Below are 18,606 nucleotides of genomic sequence, written 5' to 3' on the forward strand. Positions count from 1 at the left end.
ATTTAATACTTAGGTCAAATAAGGCTTTTTGGCGGCGAGAGACAAGGATCAGGATGATGCGTTTTGATGAACAGGTAGCTGTCGTCACAGGAGCGGGGGCTGGCTTAGGACGAGCCTATGCGATCGCCTTAGCCGAGCGCGGTGCGTGCTTGGCCATTATCGATTCGGGTTGTGGCGATAGCCGCTGTCAGACCTATAGTGGTGCCGGCCTCAATAAGACGGCGCGTACCCTGACCGAGCTGGGCGCCGACTGCCTGAGTTTCCATATTGACGTGTGTGACAGTCAGGCGCTTCGCGAAGCGATCGAGACTGTGGTGGCGCGCTGGGGGCGAATCGATATCGCCATTAACAATGCCGGTATTCATGCACCTGTATCCTTCGATACCCTGAGTTTTGATCAATGGCAGCGGCAGCTGGAGGTGGATCTCAACGGCAGCTTCCATCTGACCAAGCTGGTGTGGCCCTTGATGAAGCGGCAAAACTATGGCCGCATCGTGATGACGGCAGGGGCCAGCGGCCTCTATGGCGATATGCATGAGACCCACTACAGTGCTAGCAAGATGGCGCTGGTCGGCCTGGTCAACAGCCTGGCCAAGGAGGGGCGGGACTACAATATCTCGGTCAATACCTTAGTGCCACAGGCGCTGACCGCCATGACCGAGAATCACCTCAGTCCCTTGGTGAAGCCACTGTTTAGCACCTCGTCTGTCAATGCCACGCTACTCTATCTCTGTTCCTCTCATGCCTGTAGTGGCCAACACCTGCTTGCCGCGGCCGGTAGCGTAAGCCATGGGATGTTTGTCGAGTTTCAGCCGCTGCGTATCGTCGAAGATGATTGCAAGCCCGAGGTGATCGCCCTGCGCTGGGATGAGCTGTATCGGGCGCAGCCCTGCCATTACCACGAGAGCGGCGAGGAGCAGGTGACCGCCTGGGCAAGGCGCAGCGCAGCCGAACATCATGTCGACATCGAATAGCCGGCGGTGACAAATTGCTGCAGGAACCGCCAGGAAAGGTCAACAGCGCTAGCAAGATAAGGGGAATCTAAGGTAAGCTTGACGACCAATATTGATGAGTTTCGGTGAGGTTGCATGAGTCAGGTATTAGATGATCTCTTATCCCTGTTATCGCTCGAACAGATAGAGGTCGGCCTCTATCGCGGTCAGAGCCAAGATCTGGGGTTCGGCCATGTGTTTGGCGGACAGGTCATGGGCCAGGCCCTTAGCGCAGCGGCGCAAACCGTCGACAGTGAGCGTCAGGTGCACTCCTTCCACTCCTATTTCTTGCGTGCCGGTGATGAGAAACTGCCCATCGTCTATGACGTGGAAAATATGCGTGACGGTGGCAGCTTTAGTGCCTGCCGAGTGAAGGCGATTCAGAAGGGCAGACCCATCTTCTACATGACCTGCTCCTTCCAAAAGCCCGAGCAAGGCCTGAATCACCAGAGTCAGATGCCCGATGTGCCTGGGCCAGAGGGCTTGCTTAATCAGCAGGAGCTGGCTTCGACACTCAGAGACAAGGTGCCGCGTAAGGTGCTGGAGAAGTTTATGGCGGATTCGCCACTGGAGATGCGTCTGGTGAACCCCTGTAACCCCATGGCACCTAACCAACGCGAGCCCATCAGGCATGTATGGATCCGTGCCAATGGTAAGGTGCCTAACGATCTGTCGGTGCACGAATATCTGCTGGCCTATGCCTCAGACTTTAATTTCCTGGTGACGGCGGCTCAGCCCCATGGCGTCTCCTTCTTAACCCCTGGCATGCGTATGGCGACCATAGACCATGCCATGTGGTTCCACCGTCCGCTGGATCTCAGCCAGTGGTTGCTCTATAGCATAGATAGCCCCAATGCCGGTGGCGGTCGTGGCTTCGTGCGCGGCGAGTTTTACACCCAGAGTGGTGAGCTGGTGGCCTCGGCGACCCAGGAAGGCTTGATTCGATTAACACAGGGATAAATGAAACAGTGAGTGAAAGGTTGAATGTGATGAAGATGAAAATGAAAGCCATATTGGCGTCTTTGCTGCTTATTTTGTTGGCGGGCTGTGTGACGGTAGAGCCTGAGCCGCCGATTTTCGTTAATGGCGCCGCCGGTTATCTGGAGAAGATCAATCTGCCCCAAGGTTGCAGCATTACCATTGCGGTGATCGATCTCGACACCCCGGGCGCCATCATCGCCCAGAAGAGCTTCGATATCGCCAGAGCCCCGGTGCCCTTTAAGTTTGCCTTCGCCCGCGAGACCATAGACAAGAGTGTCAACTATGGCGTGGTCGCCATGATCCAGTATCAGGGCAAGGTGATCTTCCAGACCTACGACAGGTTTCCGGTGATCAATAACGGCAAGTACACCACGGAAGTGGTGATGAAACTAGTCAAGTAGGTCTACTTGATGAAGCGAAGGGAGCCCAAGGGCTCCTTTTTTATGGCGCGTTTTCAGGGGAGCCCTTAGAGGGTGGCCTTCAGGCTCGGCTTTTGAGGATAGGCTTTGTGGATGAAACTTGCGGTTAGCCTTGGCGTATGAGCTTCGGCGTTGGCCTTAGCAATTGGACACCTGGCTATTTGAGCAAGACAACTCGAACAAAGGCAACTTGAACAAAGGCAACTTGAACAAAGGCAACTTGAACAAAGGCAACTCGAACAAAGGCAACTTGAACAAAGGCAACTTGAACAAAGGCAACTCGAACAAAGGCAACTCGAACAAAGGCAATTTGAACAAAGGTAATTTGAGAATAGGCAATTTAAGAATAGGCAACTTGAGTAAATTTCAGTCAAGTGACACCGCCTGAACCTTGATTTAATATATTTTATCCAATAGGGTGAGTTGATAATAATAACAAATCAAGGAAGAACAGATGCAGTTTATCGGCAGTCATCATCTCATCGGCAGTCTGCCCGGTGCCGAAACCCCAGGCTCGTTTGAGTCTTATCGAGAAGCTGATTCCAAGCGTCAGCTCAATACCCACACTAACAAGATCAATGCCGAGAATGATGGCTGGCGTTCGGCCTGGCGAAGCAGCGACGAGCCGCACAATGCCTTTAAGGATAGAAGCTGGCAGCACCAAGACGGCCAAGAGCAGCTCTTTGCCAGCCTGGCTCTGATTAGTCTCGCAATGCTGAGTCTCGCGTCCGGCCTATTAATGATAGGGGCCTAGCAGGAGTCTAGCGGGAGCATTTGCCGCCTCAGGCTAGCACCACGACGCTCGCCAAAACCAAAACTAAAACCAAAACCAAAACCAAAACTAAAACCAAAACCAAAACTAAAACTAAAACTAAAACTAAAACTAAAGCCACATTCTCAGCTACCCCCAGCCGCTCGCCCACTGCCATGCCATTTGCCTGCATTGTTGTGGGGGATAGCGGTGAGTTGCCGACATTAGCTGATAGCTCCATCCATACCCATTTATCTGCTTAGGCGTTGCTGCAAAGATGAGCAAACGCCCAGGCATCTCTTTCTCTCAATGGGCATTCATCGCTGTTTTCAATCTATCAGAATGGTTAACAACTGCGCCGAATTACAGGCCTTTTGGGGTGTTACTAGTTTGTTAATTTCTGAATTTATTTGAGTTCCGCTCGGCTGATCAACAAGTGCTCGATGCGGATATGTGTCACGGAAATTAAAGGGGTATTGTCAATATTTGTTTATTTTGTGTGATCTGGGTCGCGCATAGCTACGCAAAAAGAGGTATTGCTCTAGCTTATTGATTTGGATCAAGAACTCTTAGGTGTTCATCTGGCAGGATACGCGCAAATGTAAGGATTTTGATAATAAAAACAACGTTAACTGTTGTATTAATGGAGTAGTATGATGAAAAAAACTATCGTTTCAGGTCTGATCGCTGCCGCCCTACTGTCTACTGGATTTGCCGCTTCTGCACACCAAGCTGGTGACATCATCGTTCGCGCCGGTGCTGTTACCGTTGCGCCAAATGAATCTAGCCAGGATGTCGTTACACCTGACCTAGGTAACCTAGGTGAGTTTTCTGTTAGCAGTAATACGCAACTAGGCCTGAACTTCGGTTACATGCTGACCGACAACTTTGGTATTGAACTGTTGGCCGCGACTCCCTTTAGCCATGACATCTCGCTAAAAGGTGTTGGTAAAGTGGCTGAGACCAAGCACCTGCCACCTACCTTAGTGGCTCAGTACTACTTCGGTTCGGCCGATTCTAAGCTGCGTCCTTATATCGGTGCCGGTGTGAACTTCACTAACTTCTTCGATAACGAGATCACTAATGATGCAGGCGGACGCCTATCGGATCTAAGCCTGTCAAACTCTTGGGGTCTGGCGGCGCAAGTGGGTATCGACTATCAGGTGAACAACAACTGGTTGGTTAACGCCTCAGTTTGGTATGCGCAAATCAGCACTGACGCCAAGTTTAACTACACCTTCGACAACGCAGGAACCGCAACAACTGTACCTGTGACTATCGAGACAGATATCAATCCTTGGGTTTACATGGTGAGCGTTGGCTACACCTTCTAATCCTCTGGATTACGAATAGAAAAAGGAGCCAATTGGCTCCTTTTTTTGTGCGTTTCTATTCGCCCTCGCTCGTGATTGGGGCTTTACTAATGCGCTTTACTACTGCGCTTTCTTGGCAGCTTTTGCCGCCTTTCGTTCTTCCTTGGTGCGCCAGTGGCGTGTGTTGTAGATAAATTCCGGTAGACACTTGGTTAACCAGGCCACCAGGCGCCAACGCTTGGTGATATAGGCACGTCGCTTGCCCTTCTGCATCGCCTTGATCGCCTGTTGCGCCACCTCATGGGGAGGAGACAGCCAGAGGCGACTCTGCTGCATGGCTGCCTTGTCCAGCAGACCCAGCTGCAGATCTGTGATGGTGATAGGCAGCTTGAGACGCTGGGCATGCATGCTCAGCCCCTCGAGATAGCTGCTGGCGTAGGCCTTGGAGGCATGGTAGGCCACGCTGGGGCCGCCTCTGAGTCCGGCGATGGAGTTGATTGCCGCGAGCTGTCCATAGCCCTGGTCGACAAATAATCTGAATGCCGTATTGCATATGGCGCTATAGCCCTGCACATTGACGGTAATGATATCCTGCTCCAGTGGCCAGGGGAGCGAGGCGTCGTAGCCATTGAGGCCGGTATTGACGATCACCAGATGGGCACCGCCAAGTTGCTGCCAGACGCTCTCCAGTGTGGTGATGATTTCCCTCGGGCTCTCGATCGCCAGCTCATGCAGGCTGACCTGGGTGGGCAGAGACTGGGCAAATTCGGTAAGGGATTCGGTATCTTGTGCTAGAAGTGCCAGTTCCACGCCTTGCTGGGCAAGTTGTTTGGCAATTTCACGGCTAACGAGTGAGCTGGCGCCCACAATTATGGCTGTAGCTTGAGACATGAGGCTATTTCTCAACAAATGGTTCGCCTATGATATGAAGATCTCTGATAGAGAACAAGATTTATAGTATAGACATGTGGACATCCAGAAGTCTTGATGTATGATTAGGAGCAAGAGTATGAACAGATGGTTGAAACCCCTAGCGGCAGTGGCGATGAGTGCGGGCCTGATGACGGCTTGTGCGACCCCAAATGCCAGCGTGGAGATCCAGGGGGAGGTTTGGTTTAAGGAGCGAATCGCCCTACCACCAGCGGCTGTGCTGTCGGTGCAGATCCAGGACGTGTCATTGATGGACGCGCCTGCCGTGGTGTTGGCGGCCTTCGAGCGTGATGATGTGACCACGCCGGCGCCCTTTACCTTTGTCATCCCAAGGGATCAGTTCGAGGCGGGCCATACCTATAGCGTGGGCGCCAAGATAAGCCTGGATGGCAAACTGATGTTTATCAATACTCAATCTTACCCCATAGATTTAGGTGATAGTGCGCCTATCTCTGTGCTAGTACAGCGCGTCGGCGGTTAAGGCAATTCACCGCGCCGCTTGCGACATCTAGCCTAATCTGGGGCTCTGTTAACCAGGTCGAAAGAGGCGCGGTATGCCGGTAAAAATTCCCGATAATCTGCCAGCGGCGGAAATTCTCGAATCAGAAAATATCTTTGTCATGTCCGAGACCCGGGCGGCCAATCAGGATATCAGACCCATGAAGGTGCTGATCCTCAACCTGATGCCAAACAAGATAGAGACAGAAACCCAGCTGCTTAGGCTACTCGGCAATACCCCCTTACAGGTGGATGTGGATCTGCTGCGCATTCACGATAAGGCGTCCAAGCACACCTCTATCGACCATATGAACAATTTCTATCGTGATTTCGAGGCGGTGCGCCACAAGAATTACGATGGTCTGATCATCACCGGCGCGCCGCTAGGGCAGATAGAGTTCGAAGAGGTGACCTATTGGGATCATATACGCGAGATCATCGACTGGTCCCAACAACATGTGACCTCAGTGCTGTTTCTCTGCTGGGCGGCCCACGCGGCCCTGTATCACCTCTACGGTTTGCAGCGAAAGCTGCTCTCGGCCAAGCGTTCCGGCGTGTTTAATCACCAGCGTACTCATAAACATTTTCCTCTGTTGCGGGGGTTTGATGATGAGTTCTTCGCGCCCCATTCCCGCTTCGCCGAGATGAATGTCGAGGATCTCAAGGCCCACAAGGAGCTACAGGTCTTGGCCGAGTCCGATGAGGCCGGCGCCTATTTGGTGTTGAGCCGTAACAACCGCAACCTGTTCGTGATGGGCCATCCGGAATATCAAAAATCGACCCTGGGGGATGAGTATCAGCGGGATCTGGCAGAAGGGCTTAACCCTGCAATACCGAAGAACTATTTTCGCTGTGATGATCCCAGCCAGGCGCCCGTCGCCCGCTGGCATGGTCACGGCAGCCTGCTGGTTAGCAACTGGCTGAATTACTATGTCTACCAGCTGACCCCCTATGATCTCCATGATATGAGCGCCATCACGCCCTGGGAGCATGAGTATAAGGATGGGCAAGACGATGACTAAGCTTGCCGCGCTTATCGAGACGCCAAGGCTCATCATGCGTCAGTTTGTGATGGAGGATGCCGAGGCCGTGTATCATTTCTCCTCAAATCCTGAGGTGGTGCGCTATACCGGTGATGAGGATGCGATCAAGAGCCTGGACGATGCCAGGGGCGTCATAGAAAGCTACTGGCTTGCCGGATACCGCGAACATGGTTTTGCTCGCTACGCCTTGGTCAGCAAGCAGGACGACGAGCTCATTGGCTTTTGCGGCATTAAGTATGAGCCGCTGCTCAATCGTGGTCAGGGTGGGGTGGACATAGGCTATCGCATGTTGCCCGAGTATTGGGGCAAGGGGCTGGCCACCGAGGCCGTTATCGCCTGTTTGCGTTACGCCAGGGAGACCTTAGGCATAAACTGTGTATACGCCGAGGTGATGAAGGAAAATGTCGCGTCCATCCGGGTACTGGAGAAGGCGGGCATGGTGCGAATCGACAGTTATGAGGATCAAGGGGCTGAGCTTCATCTCTACCGCACGGCCTAGTCATAGCTCTGCTGCTTCGGCGAGTAACGCCGGGCTATCCCTACCGCCCAGACGCGCCTAGTCTGGGCGCGCAACTGACATCGAGGGTAAAATGCCAGGACCTTAGGTGACAGCGCTTGAAGCACACGGTCTTAGGCGCTATTTTAGTGAGGACAGTTGATACCTTCATCGAGGCTCAACGGCTCCTAAACCAAGCGCCCGGTGTTCGCCTGACGCATCACCTTAGAGAAAGGATCCTCATGTCAGAGCAACAGCAAGCCGTACTCCTGTTATTGGCACATCCCTCCCAACATAGATCCGAAGTTAACCTGCCCCTGTTTGAACTGGCCAAGACGATACCCGGGGTGACCGCGGTGGATCTCTATGGCGAGTATCCCGAATTTGATATCGACATCGAGCGTGAACAGCAGCGTCTGTTGGCCCACGATGTGGTGATCTTTCAATTTCCCCTCTACTGGTATTCCACGCCCGCCATCCTAAAGGAGTGGCAAGACTTAGTGCTGGAATATGGCTTTGCCTATGGCACAGATGGCAATGCACTCAAGGGAAAACGCTTCTTCTGCGCCATCACGGCAGGGGGCAAGGAGGAGGCCTATCAGGCCGAGGGCTATAATCATTTCACCCTGAGGCAACTCCTGGCGCCCCTTGAGCAGACCGCCAGCCTCTCCGGCATGCGCTACCTGCCGCCATTTGCCTTGTTTGGCGCCCGCACCGCCGTCGAGGATGGCCTGATGGCGCAACACCTCGAGGAGTGGCGTGAGCTCTTGACCGCCTTGGTTGAGGGCAAACTCAATCGCCGCCTGGCCGCCAGGCTTGAGAAGCTAAACGGCCATCTGGATCAGATCATCACGGGGTAAGCACTATGACCAATTATTTCCTGCAAGCCTTCATCTATCTGGTCGCGGCGGTGATCGCCGTGCCCCTGGCGAGGCGCTTTGGTCTGGGCTCGGTACTTGGCTATCTGATCGCCGGGGTGGTGATAGGGCCGGTGATCGGCCTGGTGGGCGAGGAGACCTCGGTCATTCAGCATTTCGCCGAGTTTGGTGTGGTGATGATGCTGTTTGTGGTGGGGCTGGAGCTGGAGCCTAAGATGTTATGGGCCATGCGCCACCGCCTGCTGGGGTTGGGCGGGCTGCAGTTACTGCTGACTACGGGCGCGGTGATGGCCATCGCCCTCTATTTCGGCCAGCAGTTGAGCATTGCCTTCACCATTGGCCTTATCTTCGCTTTGTCGTCGACGGCGATCGTACTACAGACCTTTAATGAGAAGGGGCTCGGTCGCACCGATGGCGGCCGCAACGCCTTCTCGGTGCTGCTGTTTCAGGATATCGCTGTGATCCCCATGCTGGCCTTTATTCCGCTGCTGGCCCTGCCAGAGCTGGTGGAACAGGCGCAGCAGGCGGCCACCCAGATGGCGGCGCTGCATGAGGAGATGAGCCTGGTTGCAGGCCTGCGGCCTTGGGCCTACGCCATGGTGATGGTGGCGGCCATAGGTATACTGGTCGTTGGCGGTCACTATCTTAGTCGCCCCTTGTTTCGTTTCGTGGCCTCATCCGGGGTGAGGGAGATCTTTACCGCCACCGCCCTGATGTTGGTGATCGGCATCGCGGCGCTGATGAGCCTGGTGGCGCTGTCACCTGCGCTGGGAACCTTTCTCGCGGGCGTGGTACTGGCCAACAGCGAGTTTCGCCATGAGCTGGAGTCCAATATCGATCCCTTCAAGGGGCTGTTGCTGGGGCTCTTCTTTATCACGGTCGGTGCCGGCATCGACTTTGGCATTCTGTGGCAGGATCTCGGCCTCATCCTGGGGCTAACCCTTGGGATCATAGTGCTGAAGGCCCTGGTACTCTTGCTGCTCACCCCTGTGTTTAAGATAGGGCAGAGTGACCGTTGGCTGTTTGCCCTGAGCCTGGCCCAGGCCGGGGAGTTCGGCTTCGTGCTGCTCAGTTTCTCTGTGCAAAACCATGTGTTGCCTGGTGAGCTGGCACAGCTGCTGTCACTGGTGGTCGCCCTGAGTATGATGCTGACTCCCGGCCTGTTTATCCTGTTTGAACGTGTGATAGAGCCGAGATATTGCACCAGCGAGGCCGAGCGAGAGGCTGATAACATCGACGAGCACGGCAGCGTGATCATCGCCGGTGTCGGCCGTTTCGGTCAGGTGGTCAATCGCCTGCTCAGCGCCAACGGCATCAAGACGGTCGTGCTGGACCATCAGATTAGCCAGGTGGATATGCTGCGCCGCATCAATGTGAAGAGCTATTTTGGCGATGCGACCCGCCCGGATCTGCTGCATACGGCGGGGATAGAGGAGGCTGCCTTGTTGGTGGTCGCCATGGATAACCGAGACAGCGCGGTTGAGTTGGTGAAGTATGTGAAGCACACCTATCCCAAGGTGAAGGTGCTCGCCCGGGCGTTTGACCGAGGCCATGCCTATCTGCTGCGAGATGCCGGCGCCGACTTTATCCAGAAGGATACCCTGTTGTCGGCGCTGGAGCTGGGCGCCGATGCCATGAAGTGTTTGGGATTTCACCCCTTCCATGTGGAGCAGCAGAAGAACACCTTCAAGCGTATAGAGAAGCGCAGCTCCGACACGCTCTATGGCGCCTGGAAAGATGACAGCAGTGGCGAGCGGTTCGATAACAACTATCGCAAGCTGTTTATCGAGCTGGAGGAGACCATCAAGGCCGCCATGGCGCGGGATCGCAACGACAAGTATGCCATGAGCGAGCGGGGCTGGACGCCGCCGCCCAAGGGGTATGACGAGTTGCTCGATGGTGAGGAGCCGCAGCCATTACGCCCGCCAGAAGAAGAGATTAAGCCTTAAGGGCGGAAAGACTCGGCTGCAGCGCCTCTGGCAGCTCGACATGCACAGGCTGCTTGTCTAGGGGGCAGGTGAAATCCAGGAAGCAGGCGGTGAGCTGCAAGTTAGGATCGCCGGCCTGCGCATCGCCATGTTGTCTGTCGCCCACCACGGGAAAGCCAATGCTGGCCATATGGATGCGGATCTGATGCTTGCGCCCGGTTTCTATCTTGACCTGGACCAGCGACATATCCAGCTCGCCATCATACGCCACTAAGCTGGCGTGGGAGCGCGCCGCCTTGCCATCCACCTGAGTGTCTATGGTCTGGGTTTGTTTGGGAAACGCGCCCTTGACGATCACCCGGTACTGTTTATCCAGCTGGCGCTGCTCGAATTGCGCCGCCAGCGCTGCAGTGGTGGTCTTGCTATGGCCAATGATCACCAGGCCGGTAGCGGCCCTGTCCAGACGATGTATGATAAAGGCGGGACGCTGGGGCGTGAGGTGAGTCTCTACGTAGCGGTTGATGGTGGTGTGATCGCTCCATTTGGAGCCCTGACACAACATGGCGTAGGGCTTATACCAGATGCTGTATTCGCCCTTATCCAGAATAAGCTGGGCTTCTTCCACCTGTTGGGCCAGCACCTTGGGGTTGTAGTAGAGATGGAGCTGATCCCCGACCTTTAGCGGCTTCTTGGCTCGGCGCAGTCGTTGAGTGTATTTGCCCCGGGTGAGCCACACCGCTCCCTTGGCCATCGCCTGCTTGATCTCCTGCTTGGAGAGACCACTCGCCTCGGCCAATAGGGTGCAGGCGTCATTCTGCGTCTGGCTGACCTTGAGGTGATGTTCGACTGGGTGTAGTGTGGGGTCTAGAGGCATGCTGAACTCATCATTTGCGCATTGGAGAGCGCTCGGGTGAAAAACCCCGCCAGTTTACACTATTTTGTCCCCTTGTCGTCGGCGGCAGCTTAATCGGCAAGGGAATTAATCTCATCATAGTTGACCGCCCCTTGGCTGCTATACTCAAGCAAGGTGGCATCAGGGAGGAGCAAGATGCGGCAATTTAGCCTGATGAGGTGGATGACACTGCTCATTAGCCTGTGGATAATCCTTTGCATCAGCATGGCAGCGCGGGCCGAGGTGACAGAGATACGCTACAACCTGTCGACCCATTTTGTCGATCCCAAACAGAGTTATTATATCGACCTGCTGCGCCTGGCGATGGAGAAGAGCCAAGACCAATATGGTGACTACCGCCTGCAGCCGGTGGAGATGGAAATGCCCCAGGGGCGCACCATCAAGCTGGTGGAGCAGGCCAAGCTGGATGTGGTGTGGACCATGACCAGCATGGAGCGTGAGCGCCAGCTGCGGGCGGTTTATTTCCCTCTGCTTAAGGGGTTAATGGGTCACCGTATCGCCATCATACGCACAGAGGATGCGGCGCGTTTTGCCAACATCACCACCATAGAGCAGTTACAGGTGATTCCTGTGGGGCAGGGCAGCGACTGGCCAGACAGCGATGTGTTACAGCGTCATGGTTTTACCCTGGTTCGCGGCGCGGCCCATAATTTGTTGACCATGCTGGAGAAACGCCGTTTCGATTACTTCCTGCGGGCACTGCATGAGCCCTGGGATGAGGTCAGCGACAGGCCTGCGCTCATGGTCGACACCCACTTCGTTGTCATCTATCCCGCGCCACTCTATTTCTTTGTTAGCCCAGACAATCCGGCACTCGCGGAGCGGATCGAATATGGCCTGCGCGCGGCCTTGCTCGATGGCAGCTTCGACGAGCTTTTTTATCATCATGCCATCACAGAAGGTATGCTTGGCCGGGCTAAGCTCGCCGAGCGGCGAGTCTTTCGCTTGGATAATCCATTTTTGTCACAGACAAGTAAGAATCTGCTCAGCGAATCGGCATTGTGGTTCGATTGAGCATGTTGAATTATCTGGCAATTTTTACCAAATTGGCGTCAAATAAGGTCTAGAGTAGCGTTAGTCTGACGGCCTCTATGGGGAGGGGGTATGATCGCAAATGAGCAGATGGTTGCCGTGCTTGAGGCAATGCCGGATCCCGCATTTATTCTGTCCTGTAGCGGCAAGTATGTGGCCGTCTTCGGTGGCAGCGATGCCCGCTATTATCACGATGGTCGCGGTCTGATTGGTAGCTACCTACATGAAGTGATCAAACCCGCTAAGGCCGCCTGGTTTCTGCAAACCATAGACAGGGCACTTTCGAGCCGCCATCTGCTGATCGAAGAGTATGAGCTGAGCAACAAGGATGTGAAGGGGCTCCCCGATGAAGGCCCCGTGGAGCCCATCTGGTTCGAGGGGCGGATCCAGGCGCTGGACTTTCGCGTCGACGGCGAGGAGGTGGTGCTCTGGGTCGCCAGCAATATCTCTAAACGTCATGAGCTCGAGCTTAAGCTCAGAGAGCTGAGCGATACGGATCAGCTCACCGGGTTGTTTAATCGTCGCCATCTCGAGCGTGACTTCGCCCTGCATTTCGATAACTTCAGCGAGCAGGGGATACCGACCACTATCCTGATGTTAGATATCGATAATCTCAAGCAGGTCAACGACGCGAAAGGCCACCAAAAGGGGGATGAGAACATCCTGGCGGTTGCAGAGATCTGCCGCAGTGAGTTTCGCCGAACCGACTATGCCTATCGATTCGGTGGCGATGAATTTGTGGTGGTGCTGCCAGGCCTCATGCCGAGTCAGGCAATGGCCATGGTTGAAGGACTGCATGTAAGTTTTAATCGTGCACTATCTGCCCTGGCGGAGGATGGACTACTGGCGACCATCAGCGTGGGCATGACAGGGATCAAGACCGATGACTTCTCCTACCAGGATACGCTCAAGCGCGCCGACAAGGCGCTTTATCAGGCGAAGGAGCAAGGCAAGAACCAGCTAAGTTATATCCTCTAGTTGCTGCTATTTTTCCGCCTGGCTTTTCCATTAGCCAGGCCCTCGAATCGCCTATGTCGTTTAATGGCGATTGTCATTGGCAAATCAGCCACATGGTCGCACCATGAATACATCACCATAGCTTTAAGCCAGCAGAGGCATCTGCGTCTATCTTCTATAGTTAATATGATGAATCTTTAATGCAAATTTACTTGTTAAGCCCGACAGGCAGCCATACTGTTAAGGGAAACAGGTGCAGCGGAGGCATTATGCAAACACAGATACAGGCACGGATTAAACATTGGTTGAGTCTCGATAGCGACGCCAAGAGTCGCGACGAGATCCAGGCCCTGGTAGATCAAGGCGCGCAGGAGGAGTTGGCGGCAAGGTTTGCCGGACGCCTCACATTCGGCACCGCAGGCATTCGCGGAGTGGTGGGGGCGGGTCCGATGCGGATGAACCGTCTCGTGGTGCAGCAGACCTCTAAGGGCGTCGCCGAATATCTCAAGGCGCAGGTGGAGAATGCCGCCAGCCGCGGGGTGATCATAGGTTACGATGGTCGCCACGATTCCAAACAGTTTGCCGAAGATGCCGCCAGCGTACTCACCGCGGCGGGTTTTAAGGTGTTTTTAACCAGTAAGGTAGCACCTACGCCGCTGGTGGCTTTTTGCGTACTGCATCTGGGGGCGGCGGCCGGTATCGTGGTGACCGCCAGTCATAATCCGCCTCAATACAATGGCTATAAGGTCTACTGGGGCAATGGCGCGCAGATCATTCCCCCCCATGATACGGGCATCGCGGCACGTATCGAGCTGGCGGCCAACTCGCCGGTGGATATGCTGCCCTTGGATGTCGCGATTGAGAGTGGCAAGTTGGTGATGCTCGAAGCGGATTATTATCAGGCCTATCGTCAGGGGGTGTTAGAGGCCGAGGTGCTGCAAAACCATACCCGTCCCGAGCTGGTGAGCCTGGCGTATACCGCCATGCATGGGGTCGGCGCCGAGATGGCCGAGACCCTGCTTAAGGATATCGGCGTCACACAGGTCTACTCGGTAGCGGCCCAGCGCGAGCCCGATGGTGACTTCCCTACGGTCAACTTCCCTAACCCCGAAGAGGCGGGCGCCATGGATCTGGTGATGGCCGAGGCCCATAAACAGGGGGCCATGCTGGCCTGTGCCAACGACCCCGACGCCGACCGCTTTGCGGTGGCGGTGCGCAGACCCGATGCTACGCCAGCGATGCCCGCTAGCCAGGCCTATCAGATGCTGACAGGGGATCAGGTGGGCGTTTTGCTGGGCCACTATCTGCTGTCTCATGCCGGAGACGATCAGCGCCTGCTCTGCTGCACTATCGTCTCCTCCAGCCTGCTGACACGTATCAGCGAGACCAGTGGTGCCCGCTGCGAGACTACGCTGACAGGCTTTAAATGGCTGACCAACGTGGGTATGAGCAAACAGACTCAGGAAAACCGTTTCCTGTTCGCCTATGAAGAGGCGCTGGGTTACACGGTCGGCAGCATGGTGTGGGACAAGGATGGCCTATCGGCGCTGGTGGCCTTCGTGCAGCTGACCGCCGAGCTGGCGGCCAAGGGGGAGACCCTATGGGACAGGCTGGAGAGCATCTATCGTCAGTTTGGCTATTACCTCAACCGTCAGGTGAGTATCGCCCTGAGCGGTGAGCCCGGTGCCCCGACCATAGGTGAGCAGCTAAGGGCGCTAAGCCCAAGTGAGATTGCCGGACGGGCCCTGGTGTCTGTGGATGATATCAGTCTGGGGTTACGCCGCTTTGCCGATGGCCGTGAAGAGGCCATCGACCTGCCACGCAGCGACGTGCTTATTTATCGACTCGAGGGCAATGCCAGGGTGATCGTACGCCCATCGGGCACAGAGCCTAAGGTGAAGTGTTACTACGAGGTGGTCGAGGCCTTTGGCGAGGATGAGGGAATGGATGCGGTGCAGCGCCGCGCCGAGGCGACCATGGAGGACTTCGTCAGCCGTCATCAGGCGGGCTTGCCGAAAGCTTAACCGCGACCTTTCTCGGTTAACTGGCAACTGCCAAATGGTTTTTATCGGCTTGCTACCCTACTGACACCAGGCTGTCAGTAGGGGGGTGTTAAGCTCTTCTTATTGACGAGTGAGGGAGACGTTCAGGCTTGAGCGTCGCATTCGCCAATTAAGGAGAACATGATGCAACAACAGCAAGCACTACAACAGGCACCTTTGGTCTGGGGCGAGATCGCCGTCGAAGATATGGCGCGGGCTAAGGCCTTCTACCAGACTCATTTGGGGGTGAGTTTTCGTGATGAAAACATGTTTGGCATGCAGATGGCCATCTTAGAGACAGAGGCTAAGGATGCGGCCAGCATCGCACTGGTGAAACATGATATGATGCGCCCGAGTCAGCAGGGCAGCATTCTTTACCTTCATCTTAGCGAGCATCTCGCGCCCTTGGTGTCGAAGTTAGCGCAAGACGGTGTCGAGATCCCGGTGCCAGCCATGGCCATCAAGGAGGGGGAGTGCGGCTATTGCTGCGTCATTGTTGACAGTGAAGGTAATCGCGTCGGCCTCTGGGCACCTAATTTGAACGGCTAATTTGAACGGCTAGCCTGAACGACTCGTCAGGATGCCAAGGCGCAGTAAGCAGTGATGGTTTGAGCGCCGACGCCTAGCGAGCTAAATAGGCTAAGGCAAACAACAGAAGGAATTGAGATGAAGACGATAAACCTCGCGCCTAAGGCCTTGGTTGGCATGAGTGTTCGCACCAACAATGGGGCAGAATCTGAGGCGTCGACGCAAAAAATTGCGCCGCTGTGGCAGACCTTTATGGGGCAGTATGGCGAGCAGATCTTCGGCAAGCTGCCTGTGTATGGCGTCTACTATGATTATGCCAGCGACATGGATGGCGATTATAGCGTGATGACAGCCGTCGAGGCTGGCGCCATCGAGCCAGAGGGCGGCGAACTCACCGAGCTCACCCTAGAGGGCGGCAACTACCTCTGTTTTAGTGCCCAAGGCGAGATGCCCCAGGCTGTGATCTCACTCTGGCAGCAGATCTGGGCCTATTTTCAACGCTCCGATTGTCCCTATCGTCGTCAATATCTGACCGATTTCGAGTGTTACTCTCAGGCAGATAGTGTCGATATCTACATCGGCGTCCATGTCGAGGTATAACTTAGCCTACCAGGCCACTCTTTAACTGAGTGGCCTTATCATTTAGGGTTATCCATGCGCCGCGCCGATCGTTTATTTCAAATTGTGCAAATCCTAAGACACAGACGCCTAACCACGGCCAAGCAGCTGGCTGAGCGTCTCGAGGTCTCGAGTCGTACCATCTACCGGGATATTCAGGATCTTTGCCTGTCGGGGATCCCCATCGAAGGTGAGGCCGGCGTCGGCTATTTGCTGCGCCAAGAGGTGAGCGTGCCGCCCTTGATGTTTAACGAGCAGGAGCTGGAGGCGATACAGGTGGGCATGCGTATGGTTCAGGCCCAGGGCGGACACGAGCTGGCCAGCGCCGCCAAGCAGGCGATGATCAAGGTCGAAGCCGTGTTACCCGAGCGACTCAAGGCTTATCAGTCGCTGATGTTTGCCCCCGATTTTTATCGCCATGACCAAGGCTTTATCTTTCTCGACCTGCTGCGCAAGAGTGCCAGAGAGCGGGAATATATTCTGCTGAGCTATCAGGATGTAAACCAGAGTTGCAGCGAGCGACGGGTACGCCCCCTGGCACTCTATTACTGGCAAGGGGTCTGGACCCTGCTGGCCTGGTGCGAGCTGCGTGACGATTTTCGTAATTTCCGCATCGATCGAATGTCGGGCGTGCTGCCGCTCGCCAGCTATTTTCCCCACGCGCCGGGCCAGGAGATGCCTGACTATATCGCCATGATGCAGGCGAAGCATGGGGCAGGCTAAAGGGATACTCTGGTTTAGGTTTAGGTTTAGGCTCAGTTTATGGCTTAAGTAGCGAGTTATTCCGGCAGCAGTGGGCGCATGAAGCTGCGCTCGTAGCGACGAATGAACTTATGCTGCTTGGCGTATTCGAAGGCGGCGATACACTCCCTGTCGTGCTGTGAGGCGTCACGGTATTGCTCGTAGCTCGCAAGCGAAGGAAAGCTGAATAGCGCCAGGGCGATATCATTGGCGCCTTCGCTGGGTAGGAAGTAACCGTGGTGTTGTCCACCGAATTTGGCGACTAAAGGTAGCCAGAGCTTGGCATAGTGCTCAAACTTATCCAGTTGATCCGGATCGATAATATATTTCACGTGACAGGTCACAGCCATCTTAATCACTCCTTAATGTATGACGAAAAACAGTGCCATGCTGAGTAACACCGTTAGCAGGGTGTTGCGGGTAAAGTAGGCGAGCAGCACGGCCACCAGGGCGCAGACCAGATAGCTGTTGTCTAGGCCGATAGCCAGCTGCTGGTCGCGCACGAAGACGATGGGGGCGGCGATGGCCGTTAGTACTGCGGGCGCCGAATACCCGAGAAACTGCAGTGTATTCTTATTCAGACGCAGGGGCAGTTTGGGTTCGAGAAACAGATAACGGCTGAGAAAGATCACCGCCATCATGGAGAGCAGTGTTATCCAGATCATCACACTTGTCTCCCTTTTTCGTCACTGAACTTAGCATAAAACTGGCCACAGGCCATGGCGGTAAGCGAGGCGATAAGCAGCCCGGCCTGTAGGTCCATCAGGGCGCACACCACACTGGTCACCATGGCCACCAGTACAGATACCAGGACAGAGGGGCTCTTCACCGCGGGCACCACTATGGCGATAAAGGTGGCTGCGATGGCAAAATCCAGCCCCAGTGTATCCAGGTTTTCTATCTTATGGCCTAGGGTGATTCCCAGAGCCGTGGCCAGGTTCCAGCCCAGATAGAAGCTGAAACCGCCGCCGAAGGCAAACCAGGGATCTAAGACACGTTGTTTGCCAAGGTTAGCGATAGCAAACAGCTCGTCGGTGAGTAGAAAGCCTAATGTGAGTCGCCATCTTAGGGGCAGTGGACTGATCTGCGGGCGCATCGCCATGCCATAGAGCAGGTGGCGTGAGGTGATCAGTAAGGTGGTGATTAAGATGCTGACCAGGCCAATGCCTGCCTTGATCATCCCCAGGGCGACTAACTGCGCCGCGCCGGCGAAGACCAGCATTGACATCGCCTGGCTCTCGAATGGACTTAAACCGGCATCGATGGCGAAGGAGCCTGCGAGTATGCCCCAGGGGACGACCGCCAGGGTTAAGGGGGATATGGCCAGGGCTCCCTTAAGGGCGGCGCGTATCGGCCTAGTGCCTGGTGCGCTGCTCTGGGTGTCTTGAGGTGTTGGGCCCTTGGCGCCAGTCTGAGCTTCCTGAGTCATCTTGTGTCTATATACCTGTGTCTATATACCTGTGTCTATGTGCCTGTGTCTGGGTGCCTGTTTTTTTATGGGCGTGTGTCTAGGTGCTAATGTCTTGGTGCTTATCTATATGGTGCT

General features: G+C 55.1%; 22 protein-coding genes. 16 read left to right on the plus strand and 6 right to left on the minus strand.

Annotated elements, in window-relative coordinates:
* Positions 1 to 56 precede the first annotated feature (56 nt).
* From L1D47_RS06135 to L1D47_RS06150, 4 genes are all read left to right on the plus strand, one after another.
* The gene (locus L1D47_RS06135) at positions 57 to 974 is read left to right on the plus strand and encodes an SDR family NAD(P)-dependent oxidoreductase (RefSeq protein WP_239883171.1); all 918 of its coding nucleotides are present in this window, start codon (positions 57 to 59) and stop codon (positions 972 to 974) included.
* A 114-nt stretch (positions 975 to 1,088) separates the two neighbouring features.
* On the plus strand, positions 1,089 to 1,952 hold the full coding sequence (gene tesB, locus L1D47_RS06140) for an acyl-CoA thioesterase II (RefSeq protein ID WP_239883070.1): 864 nt from the start codon (positions 1,089 to 1,091) through the stop codon (positions 1,950 to 1,952).
* A gap of 29 nt (positions 1,953 to 1,981) precedes the next feature.
* Positions 1,982 to 2,374, plus strand: coding sequence for a YbaY family lipoprotein (locus L1D47_RS06145; protein WP_041509552.1), 393 nt, complete (start codon positions 1,982 to 1,984; stop codon positions 2,372 to 2,374).
* Positions 2,375 to 2,846: 472 nt separating this feature from the next.
* Complete coding sequence (locus L1D47_RS06150) at positions 2,847 to 3,146, plus strand: hypothetical protein (protein WP_239883071.1); 300 nt, start codon at positions 2,847 to 2,849, stop codon at positions 3,144 to 3,146.
* 28 nt (positions 3,147 to 3,174) lie between these two features.
* On the opposite strand, the gene L1D47_RS06155 is transcribed toward L1D47_RS06150, so the two are convergent.
* Entirely contained in the window at positions 3,175 to 3,384 is a 210-nt protein-coding gene (locus L1D47_RS06155; protein WP_239883073.1) for a hypothetical protein, read from the minus strand.
* A 412-nt stretch (positions 3,385 to 3,796) separates the two neighbouring features.
* Here L1D47_RS06155 and ompW point away from each other — a divergent pair, with 412 nt between their 5' ends.
* Positions 3,797 to 4,477 carry an outer membrane protein OmpW gene (ompW, locus tag L1D47_RS06160; protein WP_239883075.1) on the plus strand — a complete coding sequence of 227 codons (681 nt, stop codon included), beginning with the start codon at positions 3,797 to 3,799 and terminating at the stop codon, positions 4,475 to 4,477.
* Between the two features lie 99 nt (positions 4,478 to 4,576).
* Here the strand turns inward: ompW and L1D47_RS06165 are convergent, their stop codons facing one another.
* The gene (locus L1D47_RS06165; RefSeq protein ID WP_239883077.1) at positions 4,577 to 5,347 is read right to left on the minus strand and encodes an SDR family NAD(P)-dependent oxidoreductase; all 771 of its coding nucleotides are present in this window, start codon (positions 5,345 to 5,347) and stop codon (positions 4,577 to 4,579) included.
* A 118-nt stretch (positions 5,348 to 5,465) separates the two neighbouring features.
* Here L1D47_RS06165 and L1D47_RS06170 point away from each other — a divergent pair, with 118 nt between their 5' ends.
* The 5 genes from L1D47_RS06170 to L1D47_RS06190 all read left to right on the plus strand — a co-directional run bounded on the left by L1D47_RS06170 (position 5,466) and on the right by L1D47_RS06190 (position 10,250).
* Positions 5,466 to 5,867: a YbaY family lipoprotein gene (locus tag L1D47_RS06170; RefSeq protein WP_239883080.1), complete on the plus strand. Its 402-nt coding sequence runs from the start codon at positions 5,466 to 5,468 to the stop codon at positions 5,865 to 5,867.
* A gap of 73 nt (positions 5,868 to 5,940) precedes the next feature.
* A complete protein-coding gene (gene metA / locus L1D47_RS06175; protein ID WP_239883082.1) occupies positions 5,941 to 6,906 on the plus strand; it encodes a homoserine O-succinyltransferase in 966 nt (321 codons plus the stop codon).
* Complete coding sequence (locus L1D47_RS06180; RefSeq protein ID WP_239883083.1) at positions 6,899 to 7,426, plus strand: GNAT family N-acetyltransferase; 528 nt, start codon at positions 6,899 to 6,901, stop codon at positions 7,424 to 7,426. The genes metA and L1D47_RS06180 overlap by 8 nt, the downstream gene beginning before the upstream one ends.
* Before the next feature lie 239 nt (positions 7,427 to 7,665).
* Entirely contained in the window at positions 7,666 to 8,283 is a 618-nt protein-coding gene (locus tag L1D47_RS06185; RefSeq protein ID WP_239883084.1) for an NAD(P)H-dependent oxidoreductase, read from the plus strand.
* A gap of 5 nt (positions 8,284 to 8,288) precedes the next feature.
* Positions 8,289 to 10,250 carry a monovalent cation:proton antiporter-2 (CPA2) family protein gene (locus L1D47_RS06190; RefSeq protein ID WP_239883086.1) on the plus strand — a complete coding sequence of 654 codons (1,962 nt, stop codon included), beginning with the start codon at positions 8,289 to 8,291 and terminating at the stop codon, positions 10,248 to 10,250.
* Here the strand turns inward: L1D47_RS06190 and L1D47_RS06195 are convergent.
* Positions 10,240 to 11,103: an RluA family pseudouridine synthase gene (locus L1D47_RS06195; protein WP_239883087.1), complete on the minus strand. Its 864-nt coding sequence runs from the start codon at positions 11,101 to 11,103 to the stop codon at positions 10,240 to 10,242. The genes L1D47_RS06190 and L1D47_RS06195 overlap by 11 nt on opposite strands.
* A 174-nt stretch (positions 11,104 to 11,277) precedes the next feature.
* On the opposite strand from L1D47_RS06195, the gene L1D47_RS06200 reads away from it, so the two are divergent.
* The 6 genes from L1D47_RS06200 (at position 11,278) to L1D47_RS06225 (ending at position 17,042) form a co-directional block, all read left to right on the plus strand.
* Positions 11,278 to 12,156 carry a transporter substrate-binding domain-containing protein gene (locus L1D47_RS06200; RefSeq protein ID WP_239883088.1) on the plus strand — a complete coding sequence of 293 codons (879 nt, stop codon included), beginning with the start codon at positions 11,278 to 11,280 and terminating at the stop codon, positions 12,154 to 12,156.
* 90 nt (positions 12,157 to 12,246) lie between these two features.
* Positions 12,247 to 13,152 carry a GGDEF domain-containing protein gene (locus L1D47_RS06205; RefSeq protein ID WP_239883089.1) on the plus strand — a complete coding sequence of 302 codons (906 nt, stop codon included), beginning with the start codon at positions 12,247 to 12,249 and terminating at the stop codon, positions 13,150 to 13,152.
* A 248-nt stretch (positions 13,153 to 13,400) separates the two neighbouring features.
* Positions 13,401 to 15,155, plus strand: a complete 1,755-nt coding sequence (locus L1D47_RS06210) for a phospho-sugar mutase (RefSeq protein ID WP_239883090.1) — start codon at positions 13,401 to 13,403, stop codon at positions 15,153 to 15,155.
* Between the two features lie 162 nt (positions 15,156 to 15,317).
* Entirely contained in the window at positions 15,318 to 15,722 is a 405-nt protein-coding gene (locus tag L1D47_RS06215) for a VOC family protein (RefSeq protein ID WP_239883091.1), read from the plus strand.
* Between the two features lie 117 nt (positions 15,723 to 15,839).
* The gene (locus L1D47_RS06220) at positions 15,840 to 16,301 is read left to right on the plus strand and encodes a GyrI-like domain-containing protein (RefSeq protein WP_239883092.1); all 462 of its coding nucleotides are present in this window, start codon (positions 15,840 to 15,842) and stop codon (positions 16,299 to 16,301) included.
* Between the two features lie 54 nt (positions 16,302 to 16,355).
* Complete coding sequence (locus L1D47_RS06225; RefSeq protein WP_239883093.1) at positions 16,356 to 17,042, plus strand: YafY family protein; 687 nt, start codon at positions 16,356 to 16,358, stop codon at positions 17,040 to 17,042.
* Positions 17,043 to 17,098: 56 nt separating this feature from the next.
* On the opposite strand, the gene L1D47_RS06230 is transcribed toward L1D47_RS06225, so the two are convergent.
* The 3 genes from L1D47_RS06230 to L1D47_RS06240 are packed head-to-tail and all read right to left on the minus strand — an operon-like array spanning position 17,099 to position 18,489.
* Positions 17,099 to 17,410 carry an NIPSNAP family protein gene (locus L1D47_RS06230; RefSeq protein WP_041509357.1) on the minus strand — a complete coding sequence of 104 codons (312 nt, stop codon included), beginning with the start codon at positions 17,408 to 17,410 and terminating at the stop codon, positions 17,099 to 17,101.
* 12 nt (positions 17,411 to 17,422) lie between these two features.
* Positions 17,423 to 17,725 (minus strand): AzlD domain-containing protein, encoded by a 303-nt coding sequence (locus L1D47_RS06235; protein WP_239883173.1) that lies wholly within the window; start codon positions 17,723 to 17,725, stop codon positions 17,423 to 17,425.
* Entirely contained in the window at positions 17,725 to 18,489 is a 765-nt protein-coding gene (locus tag L1D47_RS06240) for an AzlC family ABC transporter permease (RefSeq protein ID WP_239883094.1), read from the minus strand. Before L1D47_RS06240 ends, L1D47_RS06235 begins: the two co-directional genes overlap by 1 nt.
* Positions 18,490 to 18,606 lie beyond the last annotated feature (117 nt).

This window comes from Shewanella sp. Isolate7, from assembly GCF_022398425.1.
In the GTDB taxonomy this organism is placed as follows: Bacteria; Pseudomonadota; Gammaproteobacteria; order Enterobacterales; family Shewanellaceae; genus Shewanella.